A 13,596-nucleotide genomic window follows, 5' to 3' on the forward strand; every position below is an offset into this window, starting at 1 on the left:
AAGGATATAACAATATGAAAAATTATATCTATAGTATCATCGCTTTGCTTATGGTCATATTGTGCCCTGCACAAGTGTTCGTAAGTCAGGCCGAATATTTCTGGGATGCCGATCCCGGAGCCGGAAACGGAACTCCTGTATTGGCCACTGATGGAAATTTCAACAGTGCATTTGAACAACTCTCCAAAACAGGGATTGCTACACCGGGTACCGGCCTGCACAAATTCTCCATCCGTATTAAGGACAATACGGGAGTTTGGGGACCTGTTTTTACCAATGTTATTGATGTTCAGCAAAACCAGACCTCTACGCTAATTGCTCTTTCACAGGCAGAGTATTTCTGGGATACCGATCCTGGAGCCGGAAACGGAACTCCGGTATTGGCCACTGATGGAAATTTCAATAGCGTTTTCGAACAACTTACCAAAACAGACATTGCAACACCAGGTAATGGTTTGCATAAATTCTCTGTCCGTATCAAGGACAACAGCGGAGTTTGGGGACCTGTTTTTACGAACATCATTAATGTTCAGCAAAATCCGACCTCTACGCTAATATCTCTTTCACAGGCAGAGTATTTTTGGGATACCGATCCTGGAGCCGGAAATGGAACTCCGGTATTGGCTGCCGATGGTAGCTTCAACAGTACTTATGAGCAACTAATTAAAACAGGAATTGCTTTACCTTCTAACGGTTTGCATGTATTTAATATCCGTATTAAAGATAATGACGGTGTTTGGAGCCCTGTTTTTAGAAATGTGATTAATGTAGGAACTCCAATTACCTCAGGCTGCTGGGAAAGCTTTAGCGCAGGAAGCCTGCATTCAGTGGGAATAAAAGCAGATGGAACACTATGGACATGGGGTAGTAATTCTGAAGGACAGCTAGGAGATAGAACCACTGTTGATAGAAAGGTCCCTATACAAATAGGAACAGCAACAAACTGGCAAAGTGTGAGTGCCGGAGGTCGCCAAACATTTGCTATTAAATCCGATGGTACCCTTTGGGCATGGGGATATAATTATGATGGACAACTGGGAGATGGAACTAAAGTCAACAGATTGAGCCCTGTTCAAATAGGAACAGCAACGAATTGGAAAAGCATCAGCGCCGGAGTTAATCATATGTTAGCTATCAAAACCGATGGAACACTTTGGGGTTGGGGGCATAACGTATTTGGACAATTAGGAAATGGAGCAAACACCAATACAATTGCTCCTGCACAAATAGGAACAGCCACAAATTGGAAAAGTGTAACACAAGGTATAGTACATACTCTTGCCATTAAAACAGACGGAACATTATGGGCATGGGGATATAATGCTGATGGCCAGTTAGGTGATGGAACCGCTACTTCAAAGAATACTCCAAAGCAAATAGGAACCGCTACGAATTGGAAAAGTATAGATGCCGGTAACAGTCACTCTGTAGGACTTAAAACAGATGGAACACTATGGGCATGGGGGAATAACTCTAATGGACAGTTGGGTAATGGAACTACAGGACAAAAAATTAGTCCAACACAGATAGGAACTGACACCAATTGGGCTAACATAGATGCCGGAAGTACTTTTACTTATGCGAATAAAACTGATGGAACGCTTTGGTCATGGGGTAATAGCTCTAATGGACAATTGGGTGACGGTACAAATGGAGCCGTGAATGTTTTATCACCTGCACAGGTTGGTTCCTCTTCAGACAATATGCTGATTTATGCCGGAGGTAATCACGTTCTTGTAAAAAATGTTGATGGATTTTTAAAAGTTTGCGGACGAAATGATTTTGGACAGCTGGGTGATGATACCCATATTCAAAAAAATACGTTTGCTTATACTGCCTGTCCTTCTAATTGCGTTTCACCAATGCAATTTTCAACATCCAATATTACGGCTGCAACGGCTACCCTTAACTGGACGGTATCAACTTCAGCACCTAATGGAGGGTATTTGTACCTCTACAGTACCAATCCAATTGTAGGAGGTATAGATGGTACGACTTCTACTACAACAGTAAATTTGAGCAATTTATTACCTAACACTACTTACTATTGGTGGGTGGCATCTCATTGCGGATCCAGCCAGAGTAATTGGATGCAGGGAGGCTCATTTAAAACACTTCCTTCCGCTACAACAGGCTGTTGGAAAAGTGTGCGTAATGGTGGTTTTCATTCTGTAGGACTCAAAACAGATGGCACACTATGGGCATGGGGACGTAATAATAATGGACAACTTGGAGATGGAACTACAAGTTCAAAAGATACTCCTATTCAAATTGGGACTTCTAATAATTGGTCGAAAATAATTGCCGGAAGTTATTTTTCGGCAGGGCTCAGAACAGATGGAACACTATGGGCATGGGGTAGTAATCTGGATGGCCAATTAGGCGATGGAACTACAATCAATAGAATGACTCCAGCTCAAATTGGAACAGCAACAGACTGGGTAAGTATTGCCAGTGGGGATGATTATATACTGGCTATAAAATCCAATGGTACCCTTTGGGGCTGGGGACGTAATGAGTATGGCCAATTAGGAGATGGTACTACTATCAATAAAACGGTACCTACACAAATAGGAACAGCTACAGATTGGAAAATGGTAGCACCAGGGGTGGAGCATACTCTTGCCCTGAAAACCAATGGAACATTATGGGCCTGGGGAAGTACCACTTATGGAAGATTAGGTAATGGAATTTCAACGACGATAGAAATAACCAGCCCTATTCAAATAGAAACAGCCACAGATTGGAAAAGTGTGGGTGCAGGATATCTTCATTCAGTAGGTGTGAAAACTGATGGAACGCTATGGGGTTGGGGACATAATTCTGATGGTCAATTAGGGGATGGAGCTACAGCCTATAAAACGACTCCTACACAAATAGGAACCGAAACCAATTGGAAAGATGTTGATGCTAACCGTTACCATTCTTCTATGGGGATCAAAGCAGATGGTACCCTTTGGGCATGGGGTTATAATGATTATGGACAACTGGGAGACGGAACCAAAAACAGAAGATTTAATCCAACGCAAATAGGAACCTCTAATGATAATCAAAGTATTGCATTAGGAAGTTTTCATACATTCGTTATCAATAGCAATGGATTTTTATCAGGCTGTGGCCGTAATGAGTATGGCCAGATAGGAGATGGCAGCGCTCTTCAAAAGAAAATTTTTGTACCTCTAGCTTGTCCAACAAATGCTAATCTAGCAGTTGATAATGTTTTAATAAAGACAGATCAGCTGAAAGTATATCCAAATCCGGTACAGGATTATTTAACGGTTTCTTTTGATCAGAAGATTCTTTCGGTAACGGTTTACAATGCAGCAGGGCAGCTGGTACTTACGAAAGCAATCAATGATACTAATGGAACAATTGATTGTTCTGCTTTCACCTCAGGAGTTTACTTAGTTAAAGTAAATGCAGCGAATGACTTCGTGAAAACGGTAAAAGTGATTAAGCGATAAACATTAAAATTTTAATACAATAGCTAAGATTTCTTGAGATTTGAAATCTTTAAACATAGCGTCACTTATTTTTTAAGTGGCGCTATTCTTTAAAAACTAATTAATATTTTTGAATACCTCAAATGAGGTAAAAACAATAACCTATTAAAATTTAAATCCATGAAAAAAATAGCAGCCATTTGTTTCCTGCTTTTCAATCTTTCCGTTGTAAGTGCTAAAACTATAGAATCAGGAAGTCGTAATACAGAGGAATATATCAAATCAGCCGTTATGATTGAAGACAACAGCCGTTCCACATTCGGTTACATTAAAAACGATGATGCTTCTATTCAAAGTAAAATACTTACTCCTGATACTCATCTTACAAATTGCAATCCTCCAAGCCAGTTGTATACTTCCAATGTCACTTCTACCACGGCTACCCTTAACTGGTTGCCATCATCAACGGCACCGAATGGAGGATATGTATATAGCTACGGGACTAGCCCAACGATAGGAAGCGCAAATGGGAATACTGTTTCTACAACAGCTAATGCAACCAATTTATTACCTAACACCACCTACTACTGGTGGGTATCATCTAATTGTGGATCCGACCAAAGCAGTTGGATTCCAGGAGGATCTTTTATTACTCTTCCTCCTGCGGGTTGCTGGCAAAAAATAAACGCTGGTTTTCTTCATTCCTTAGGAATAAAAACAGATGGGACACTTTGGACCTGGGGTTTTAATCCTCTAGGAGAATTGGGGGATGGGACCACTGTAAGCAGAAGTACTCCAAAACAAATAGGATCGAGTTCGAATTGGCAGAAAATAGCAGCAGCAAAGTATATTTCTTTTGCCATAAAGACTGATGGAACACTCTGGGGATGGGGAGCGAATTTCTTAAGTCAATTAGGTGACGGAACTACGGTTGCCAAAAATATACCCACACAAATAGGAATTGCTACAGATTGGGCAGATATTGCCGTGGGGGAGGCGCATACATTAGCCATAAAAACTGATGGTACCCTTTGGGCATGGGGACGTAATTTTTTAGGGCAACTGGGAGATGGGACAATAGTCAATAAAACTGTACCTACACAAATAGGAACAGAAACCAATTGGAAAAGTATTGCTGCGGGTAATGATTTTTCTGTGGCCATAAAAACTGATGGTACCCTTTGGTCTTGGGGTTGGAATTATTATGGACAGCTGGGTAATGGAACATCCGACGGTAAGCATGTACCTACACAAATAGGAACAGAAACTAATTGGAAAAGTATTGCTACGGGTTACTACCATTGTGCTGCAATAAATACTAATGGAATACTTTACACTTGGGGAGGAAATGAAGAGGGTCAGCTTGGTAATGGAACCTTTACAAAAAAATTAATACCTACTGCTGTAGCTGATCAGGTTCAAAGTGTTGATGGAGGATGGTATCATACTGTAGGGATAAAAACATCCGGAAGTATATTTGCTTGTGGCCAAAATTATTTTGGACAGCTAGGTAACAGTACGTCCATAGCTATTCCAAACTGGGTTTCTGTAGGAAATACTAACGATTATAATATTGTTTCTGCGGGAGGTTCTCATACTTTCGTTATAAATAATGATGGCTTTTTGAAAGCATGTGGAAAGAATGAGGGAGGGAGCTTAGGGGACGGTACCCTTGCTGAAAGAGCAGAACTCGTTCCTATTGCCTGCACCACGGAGAGTTTAGCAGTGGATGAAGTTTTAACAAAGACAGATCAGCTGAAAGTATATCCAAATCCGGTACAGGATTACGTAACGGTTTCTTTTGATCAAAAGATTCTTTCGGTAACGGTTTACAATGCAGCAGGGCAGCTGGTACTTACGAAAGCAATCAATGATACTAAAGGAACAATTGATTGTTCTGCTTTCACTTCAGGAGTTTACTTAGTTAAAGTAAATGCAGCGAATGACTTCGTGAAAACGGTAAAAGTGATTAAGCGATAAACATTACTGTTTTAATACAATAGATAAGATCTCTTGAAATTTGAAATCTTTCAAAATAGCGCCACTTAAAGAATAAGTGGCGCTATTCTTTAAAAACTAATCAATATTTTTGAATACATTAGGTGAACCAAAAAACAATAACCCCTTACAATTTAAACCCATGAAAAAAATAACAGCTATTTGCTTCCTTCTATTCAGCCTTTCTGTTATAAATGCACAAATTATAGAATCGGGAAGCCGCAGCACCACAGGCTATATTAAATCAGACGGAACAATTGAAAACAGCAACCGCTCTACGGTAGGATACATCAAGTCAGATGGAACGATCGAGAATAAAAATCGCTCAACAATCGGCTACATCAAAAGTGACGGGACCATAGAAAATCAAAACCGTTCTACAGTTGGGTATGTTAAAAAAAACGGAACAGTAGAAAATAGCAGCCGTTCAACCATTGGGTACATCAAAGATGATGGAACGGTAGAAAATAGTAGTCGCAGTACGATTGGCTATGCCAGAGGAATCAAAAAAGAATGGGCAGCGGTAGTGTATTTCTTTTTTAAATTAGAATGATCATCATTGCTTCAAAATAGGTTATTTTGATTTCTACAATAATCAACAAATTCTGTTTATTATAACTCAGTATTGAAGGTGTTATGCTGGATTTAAAAATTGCAAAAAGCGCTCAATTTGAGCGCTTTTTTATGTGTTTGAAATTTTACTTATTGTTTGGTTAGAATAATATCCTTAGGTAAAGCTTCAGGAACTTGAGTGTTGTAATATGGACATTCGATGGTTATCATATTACTCCCATAAGCCATTTTCCACGTAAGCTGTGTTTTGGAAGTATCAATGAAATTGATAATAATATTACCTGAAGTATTACAAAGATCAAAATCATTATATATTAAAGAGTATTTATCATCTATTTTTCTGATTCTACTTCCTCGTATTTTTGCGAAATTATCAGTAACATTGGTATTATCAAACAATATAATTCCATTATTATCTACAACTTTGAACTTACCTATTATGTAATCTTTAAAGTATTTTAAATTATCATTATATTGATTTGTAACCTTTTTAAATGTAATGAAAACAGTTTTGTTATCCCAAGTGCCTTTCCAAGTGCCCTCATAATATTGTAATTCATTATTGGTATCTTTTAAATAAGCATTTTCAGGAATATCCGTATAGGTTCTTAAAGGTAATGTTTGTGCATTATTGATAATGCCAACAAAAAAAAGTATAATTAAATATTTGTAATTCATAATTTTAATATTTATTTATTAACAAGGTGTTTGAACCACAGATTTAGTATTTTTATCATATTTTAGTTTGGTTGTATTTCCAGTTGATTTATCACTTTTGTAGACTTCCAATCCATCTATTTTTACTTTTTCATCCATGAATTGAGTAAACAATTTCTCAACATTATCTTGAGTTAATCCTTTTGAGTCATTTAATTCTGTAAATTTGTCATCATACCAGCTCTGCCAACTGGATAATGTGCCTGGACCAATACCGAAACTTCCATTACCTGAATATTTTATTATATAATTACCTTGTGATGTAATAACCATGCCATATGCATCAGTCATTGATCCTTTTGTCTCAGCATTTCTTACACAAGTGGTAAGGAATGTAAAAATATCGGCGGGTGAAAATATTCTCACTATCCCATCTTTACTATCCAAATGAGCGTGCATATATCCATAGTACTTATTTCCATGTGGAAATTTTAAATTGTCATTATTATTTGACAAAGGTTCATAATTTGTTTTTGGTTGTCCATAAGCTGCAGAAAAACCAGTTTCCTTATCCTTATCAAATATTTCTTTCTTATCAATTTCTGCAACCTTTGCTTTAAATTCTGTGTTTTGGTTCTGCTCTTTCATTTTCTCACAAGGATTTGTAGTATTGGGTGTATTCGGGTTGCTCCCACCGCTACCCCCATCGGTAAAGTCGCCATTTCCGCCACCCATGTCGTGCCCACCGTTACCTCCCGGATCATCAAACGGGTCAGGCTTGGTAAGCTGTGGTTTCTTGACAATAATGATAACATATCCTACGTTGATGGGATTGTTACTGTCATTACGTGAAACCGTCTTGGCGCTATAATGATTTTGGAAGGTCTTTATCAGGAAAGAACGGTCAGGGTGATTGTCCTTGTATACATCAAAGTAAAGAAAATCCCTTTCTTCATTTATCACACCGCCTATTACTGCGGTTACCTTTCCGTCTGTAAGCATGGGGAACATTAATAGCTTTCTTCCATTCTCCAGATCCATGTTCTGGGAGGAAACACTAAGATCCACGGTTCCATATTTGTTTTCCAGTTCGGTTTTCTTTTCCGGATAATTGCTGAAGTAGGCCAGCATGGAGTTGGCAAAGGGGAGTGCGTAGTTGTTGGATTCTGCATTTTTGGAAAGACTTCTTTCCTTTTCAAAGCGCTCAAAAAAGGCAATTTTTTCCTTTTGTGCTTGCTCTGTGCCTGTCAGCATCTCATCTGTTCTGCAGGAATTGAGTGAAATAGATAATGTGGCGAGCGCTAAAAGCCCGTAGACTAAATTTTTCTTCATAAGCATTTGTTTTTTGGTAAATATAACAATTAATTCTTTTTTGTGTGATTTTTTTAACACGGGCTAAAATAAATAATTAATGCGTTACCTCCTTACGGAAATCCGTATGGAAAGAGAATCTGCAACATATCTGCAAGTGTGTACATGTTGTACCTACTTTACAGGGCAGTTAGCAGGGATAAAATCTTCCCATGAAATTAACTTGAATGGCTGTTTTTCTTTAGTTTTTTTCGTGTTTATGAAGCTAGTCCTTTCATCATCTCTTCCTGCACCCCGTTCCATAACCCTCTCCAGGGACTATGATAAGGGGTGATACCCTCTGAATAAGGGGCTGGAGCCCGTTGGGCAAGTACCTTTAGCCCCTTATGCAACCGGTTCTACCCCCTTGCCTAAGGGGGTATAGGCCGTTAAGAAGACCCTCTAGGGGGTTAGGGAAGTGTCTCTAGCCGCTTATACAACTGGTTCTACCCCCTTGGGTAAGGGGGTATTTGTGGTTCCTCAACTGGTTATTGGCAGTTGGGAAGAACCTCTAGATAGTTGTGGAATTGCCGAGAAGCACTTTGGAACGGCCTGAAATTAGTTTGGGAAGTATCCCGAGGCATTTATACAAATGCTTCCACCCATTGGATAAGTGGGTATTTGCAGTTCTTCAACTAGTTATCGGCAGTTGGGAAGAAGCTTGAGATAGTTGTAGTGTTATCAGGCGGCACTTTGGAACGGCTTACAGCTCTTGTAGGGCTGGTTTTAATGAATTTTATGGTTTTTAAATAAGCCTTGAATGCATTATTTTGCTAAACTCTTGCCTGTAGAAAGCCAATTAATAATATTCAAACTCTCTTTCTGTTTTTAGCTGTAAAGTTCCCTGATCATCCACTAATTCTTCATAAAGAAAATTACCCTGTGGATCGGACTTTATATTTTTATAGGTGAGCTTGTTTTTTTTGTGATTGGCTGCATCCTCAAAAACCAGTCCACTTTTTGCACCATTGGTATAGGTGTAAATAATGATATTATGAATGGTTTTTCCATTAAAGTTTCCGGTTTCTTCTGTCTTTATAAGGTAGTTATTTGGGTCCAGATATAATAATTTGTTGAGTGATATAGGAGGTGTATCCACATTTGAAACTCTTCTATACAGCATATCGGAAACTTTCTCAAAATAGCCTGTAGCACCTACTTCTTTGTTTTCAGCATTCATCGTTTTGAAAGAACGTTTGGCTTTATTCTTTACATCATAGATAAGAATATCACTGAGCTCTCTTTTGTCCGGAAACTCATTATTGATGCTATTATAGGATTCAACTTTTGTAAGAAAACCATCTTTGTCGTAATATGAAATGCTTTTATCAAAGTTCTGATTGGCAAAAGTGACGATCTCCGTAATTTTTTTGGGGTGCCCTTTATAGTTAGAGAATTTCAGGTCATTAACAATTGTTTTTTCCTGACAGCTTGCAAGGGTATATAGGACAATAAACAGATAGCTCAATTTTATTTTCATGGGGTAGGTGTTATGGTGTTCTATAATTTCCGATAATGCTCAAATATAGGTAAATACATCAGCCTTTTGCTAATCTCTGTCTGTTTTTTCAAATAATGTTTTTGTTATGCCTGCGAGATAAAATCTCAGAAGTCGGGAGAATTCAGAGAGTTCAAGGAACGGGTTATGGCTGTATGACTTCCATGATCATAGTGTATTTGTCTATTCCTTTACCAAAACCGTCCGGTATAATCTCTACCGTTTTAAAACCATTCTTTTGATAAAACTCTGCGGTATGCTGTGAGGTTTCAATTTTGTAGGGCAGGGTTGGGTAGTTTTGTTTTAACAAGTCAATTCTATATTGGGTTAAGGCTCTTCCAATTCCTTTTCCGTGGTAATTGGAGTGTACCATTCCCCAGGATAATCCTGCAACATTGTTTTGGGCATTTAAAAAGAAACCGCCACATCCTATTACCGGACCATCCATTTTTACTACAAAGTAGTTTTCTTCGGTATCATCATCCAGAAAGCTTTCAAAGAGCGGTAACTCTTCCGGTGCAAAAAACTTGGGTATATTACTCTTAAAGATTTCGATACAATCTTTTCTGTAAATTTTGGTGTACTGAATGATTTTCATGGCTATTGGTTAAGTAGCATAAAGATACAGCAAAATTCATCATAATAATTTTGCTTTACCTAGATATTGAAATTTCATTTTTTCAAGTATTGCTTTTGGTATTGTTGATGGGAAATAAGATCTCCGAAATCAGGAGACTTCGGAGAGCGTGAAGCAGGTCATTATTTTCTATACCCCGAAAGGCATGACGTTTTTAAGAATAAAATAGACTCTATAATGAACAGAAAAGTGATAAAACTAGTGAACAAGATACCAGATTAAAGCACCAATTCCTGCATAAGCCGTTACTGTGAGAATATCAGCTATAGGCTGAGAAAAGCGTTTTTCTGCAATTTTATCGGCATTGATCTGGTTCTTATGGAATTTCAGAATCTTTTTAGGTTGATGAACAGGGTGAGCAACCAGACTGTCGCTTTCCCAACGGTCCACGATTACTTTATAAGACTTCCCATTCACGTCAATTTTGACATTTTTATTAGGAGCCAGCTTATCCTGAATATTGACTGGAATAGGCGCTGGTTGTGCGTTCGGTATTTGGGAGTCTGCTGTTGTGCTTTTCATTTGTGCAGAAGCATTATTAACTGCTGCATTCTTTTTGGGCCCCTGCTGATTGCTAGCAGCAGGATCTACCGGTTTTTTTACCTGATAAGTATAGCAACTGGTAAGTGACAATGATATGATGATGAGATAAAGATTCTTTCGCATTAGCCAAATTTAACAATTAAACGGAATATTTAGAAGTTTCTTTTGAAAGATGCTGTTTTTTTTAATCCCTGCTGCACAAAATTTCCTGATTTTGAACAATATTTTAAAATAATCTTTCATATACACTAAAGGCAGGAAGATTCGGAGAGTAGGATGGAAAAAAATGATTTCAGTATTTTTTTTGATGTCTTGCATAGTTAGAAAATTTAAGGTCATTAATGATTGATTTCCCCTAACAGCTAATATAAAATAAACAGGTAGAATAATTTATTTTCTAAAGATAAGTTTTAGTAATTCTACAATTTATAATGAACCTCAGATATTAACAAATACATTGATCTTTATTATTTTTCTAATGGTTTTTAATATTTTGTGTTTAAATAATGTCTAGACACTCTGAGGTTTAATTCAATGGGCTCTGCCAAAACTCTAATAATAAATTATAATTAAATATTGAAAGTTATTTCAAGCAATATTAATGTTTATATACTAAAAATCACATATTGAAGATGTAATTTTTTAAAAAAAACACATTGAAGATGTGATTTTTTCACTACATTTGAGTAATAATTATTTACAAATATGTTAATTAGATTTAATATTGAAAATTTTCGGTCATTTAATGAAAGAGTTTTTTTCTCATTATTGCCTGGAAAAGGAACTTTAAAATCTCATCATAAAACTAAACAGGTTGGGGGTATTGCAACTCTTAAAACGGCAGTTTTGTATGGAGCCAATGCATCTGGAAAAACAAATTTGATTAAAGCCATTGAGTTTGGAAAACAATTGATTTTAAAAGGGAGTAGTATAGATGATATTATTGATTTTAATGCTTTTAAACTAGATGTAAATAATGTTGAAACAAATTCGAGAATAGAATACGAAATTCAACATAAGAATAAAAATTATGCTTACGGTTTTATTTTTAATTCTAAAGAGATTGTTGAAGAATGGTTGTTTGAAATTTCCAAGAAATCTGAAAAGAAAATTTTTTCTAGAGATAAAAATGATGAAAATGAATATGATTTGTTAGCTATTTTAAACAAAAATAAGAAAGCTGATGACAAACAATTTTTAGAATTTATTGCAAAGGGAACTCCTAAAAACCAACTTTTTTTAACTGAAATTAGGTCAAGAAAGGTTAAAGAAAATGTTACAGATATAAATGATTTATTAAATGTTATTGACTGGTTTCAAAATGCATTAACAGTAATTTTTCCAAATTCCAAAAGTATTGGGAAAAAGTTTGAATTACTAGATGACATAAATCTTAATCTACTTTTTACTGAAATGTTGGACTACTTTGATACAGGTATTGATGGTATTGAATTCAAGGATGTTGAAATTGATAAGATAGATGTACCAGATAGTATAATTAAGGATATTGAGAATGATTTATTGAGTGAGAAGTCTGAGAAAAGAAATGCGTTCATTTCAAATGTTCAGGAGGATAAGTACTATGCTATCTCAATTACAAAAAATGGGATTTTAAAGGCACAAGTTCTAAAGACAAAACACAAAAAAATAGGTGGTGGTTATGAGCTATTTGATTTGAAAGACGAGTCAGATGGTACTAGACGTATTATGGATTTAATACCATTAATAATAGATTTTTTTAAAGGTGATAACGTTTTTGTTATTGACGAAATAGAAAGAAGTCTTCATCCAAATTTAATATATGACCTTTTTGACTTTTTCTTATCTAAATGCAAGAATGTTAATAGTCAAATAATTGTTGCAAGTCACGAGTCTACTCTTTTGACGCAAAAGCTTCTACGAAAGGATGAAATTTGGTTTGTCTTCAAAGATATGAATGGTGCTAGTAGGCTTTATTCTTTAGAAGACTATAGTGTTAGATTTGACAAGGAAATAAGGAAAGATTATCTGTTTGGTAGATATAAAGGTGTACCAAAATTTGGAAATCGAGATAATCTAACGGTCTTACCAAAAAATTAAAATTATGCCTAGAGAAGCAATACCATTAATTAGAAAGGGCGGGTTTTTAGAAGCTGAAAAGCTTTTCGTTTTATCTTTTGAAGGGGAAAAAACAGAAGTAAAATATTTTAATAGTTTTAGAAAGTCAGAATACTTTAATGATTCAGGTATTATTGAAATAGTACCTTTAAAAAGAGCAAAGAACTCAGGTACTGATCCCTTAAGCGTTAAGAAGTTGCTTAAAAATGCCAAAAGTGAATTTCCTTTTAGAGATACAGATGAATTTTGGCTTATAATTGATAGAGACGACTGGGAAACGATTCATAAGATTGATTTAGAAAAATTATCTTTAGAATGTAAAAAAGAGTCCAATTTTTTTCTAGCGATGAGTAATCCATGTTTTGAAATTTGGCTAATTCTTCATTTTAAAGATCTGAAAACTTTTAGTGATACTGAAATGGAGAAATTGTTTAAAAATGAATCAGTCACTAAAAAAAAGAATCATATAGATATTGTTTTAGGAGGGTTACAAGGTATTGGTTATAATAAAAATCCGAACCCAGCGAAATATTTACCACTAACAGAAATCGCTATTGAAAGAGCTAAAAATATTGATATTGCTGGAGAATCATATCCAAAGAATTTAGGTACACATGTGTATAAGTTAATTGAAAAATTGCTAAAGAAATAAATTTATAACAATCTGATTCTATAATTTAGAGATAATTCCGGATTATATCTTCATGTTGTAAATTGAATTAATACACCAAGTAGAGGTCATTTTACCAAAATATTTATATTATAACTGTAAAGTATAAATAAGTAAATTCTGAATTAAA

At 36.0% G+C, this 13,596-nt stretch carries 10 protein-coding genes; 5 read left to right on the forward strand and 5 right to left on the reverse strand.

Annotated features, from left to right (window positions below):
- The first annotated feature begins 14 nt into the window (after window positions 1–14).
- From C7D53_RS05320 to C7D53_RS05330, 3 genes are all read left to right on the forward strand, one after another.
- Window positions 15–3,464 carry an RCC1 domain-containing protein gene (locus tag C7D53_RS05320; protein WP_106915320.1) on the forward strand — a complete coding sequence of 1,150 codons (3,450 nt, stop codon included), beginning with the start codon at window positions 15–17 and terminating at the stop codon, window positions 3,462–3,464.
- A gap of 159 nt (window positions 3,465–3,623) precedes the next feature.
- Window positions 3,624–5,423 (forward strand): RCC1 domain-containing protein, encoded by a 1,800-nt coding sequence (locus C7D53_RS05325; RefSeq protein ID WP_106915321.1) that lies wholly within the window; start codon window positions 3,624–3,626, stop codon window positions 5,421–5,423.
- Window positions 5,424–5,583: 160 nt separating this feature from the next.
- Complete coding sequence (locus C7D53_RS05330) at window positions 5,584–5,994, forward strand: 5-fold beta-flower protein (RefSeq protein ID WP_106915322.1); 411 nt, start codon at window positions 5,584–5,586, stop codon at window positions 5,992–5,994.
- Window positions 5,995–6,143: 149 nt separating this feature from the next.
- Here C7D53_RS05330 and C7D53_RS05335 read toward each other — a convergent pair whose 3' ends face one another.
- The 5 genes from C7D53_RS05335 to C7D53_RS05355 form a co-directional block, all read right to left on the reverse strand.
- The gene (locus C7D53_RS05335) at window positions 6,144–6,692 is read right to left on the reverse strand and encodes a DUF6705 family protein (RefSeq protein ID WP_106915323.1); all 549 of its coding nucleotides are present in this window, start codon (window positions 6,690–6,692) and stop codon (window positions 6,144–6,146) included.
- Between the two features lie 18 nt (window positions 6,693–6,710).
- Window positions 6,711–8,003, reverse strand: coding sequence for a hypothetical protein (locus tag C7D53_RS05340; RefSeq protein WP_162926089.1), 1,293 nt, complete (start codon window positions 8,001–8,003; stop codon window positions 6,711–6,713).
- An 817-nt stretch (window positions 8,004–8,820) separates the two neighbouring features.
- Complete coding sequence (locus C7D53_RS05345; RefSeq protein WP_106915325.1) at window positions 8,821–9,501, reverse strand: hypothetical protein; 681 nt, start codon at window positions 9,499–9,501, stop codon at window positions 8,821–8,823.
- Between the two features lie 163 nt (window positions 9,502–9,664).
- Window positions 9,665–10,117, reverse strand: coding sequence for a GNAT family N-acetyltransferase (locus C7D53_RS05350; protein WP_106915326.1), 453 nt, complete (start codon window positions 10,115–10,117; stop codon window positions 9,665–9,667).
- A gap of 237 nt (window positions 10,118–10,354) precedes the next feature.
- Window positions 10,355–10,822 (reverse strand): hypothetical protein, encoded by a 468-nt coding sequence (locus C7D53_RS05355; RefSeq protein WP_106915327.1) that lies wholly within the window; start codon window positions 10,820–10,822, stop codon window positions 10,355–10,357.
- Window positions 10,823–11,404: 582 nt separating this feature from the next.
- Here C7D53_RS05355 and C7D53_RS05365 point away from each other — a divergent pair.
- Together C7D53_RS05365 and C7D53_RS05370 are read left to right on the forward strand one after the other, a co-directional pair.
- Window positions 11,405–12,778, forward strand: coding sequence for an AAA family ATPase (locus C7D53_RS05365; protein ID WP_106915329.1), 1,374 nt, complete (start codon window positions 11,405–11,407; stop codon window positions 12,776–12,778).
- A gap of 4 nt (window positions 12,779–12,782) precedes the next feature.
- Complete coding sequence (locus C7D53_RS05370) at window positions 12,783–13,448, forward strand: RloB family protein (protein WP_106915330.1); 666 nt, start codon at window positions 12,783–12,785, stop codon at window positions 13,446–13,448.
- Window positions 13,449–13,596 lie beyond the last annotated feature (148 nt).

Source organism: Chryseobacterium aurantiacum (genome assembly GCF_003020585.1).
Classification (GTDB): Bacteria; Bacteroidota; Bacteroidia; order Flavobacteriales; family Weeksellaceae; genus Chryseobacterium; species Chryseobacterium aurantiacum.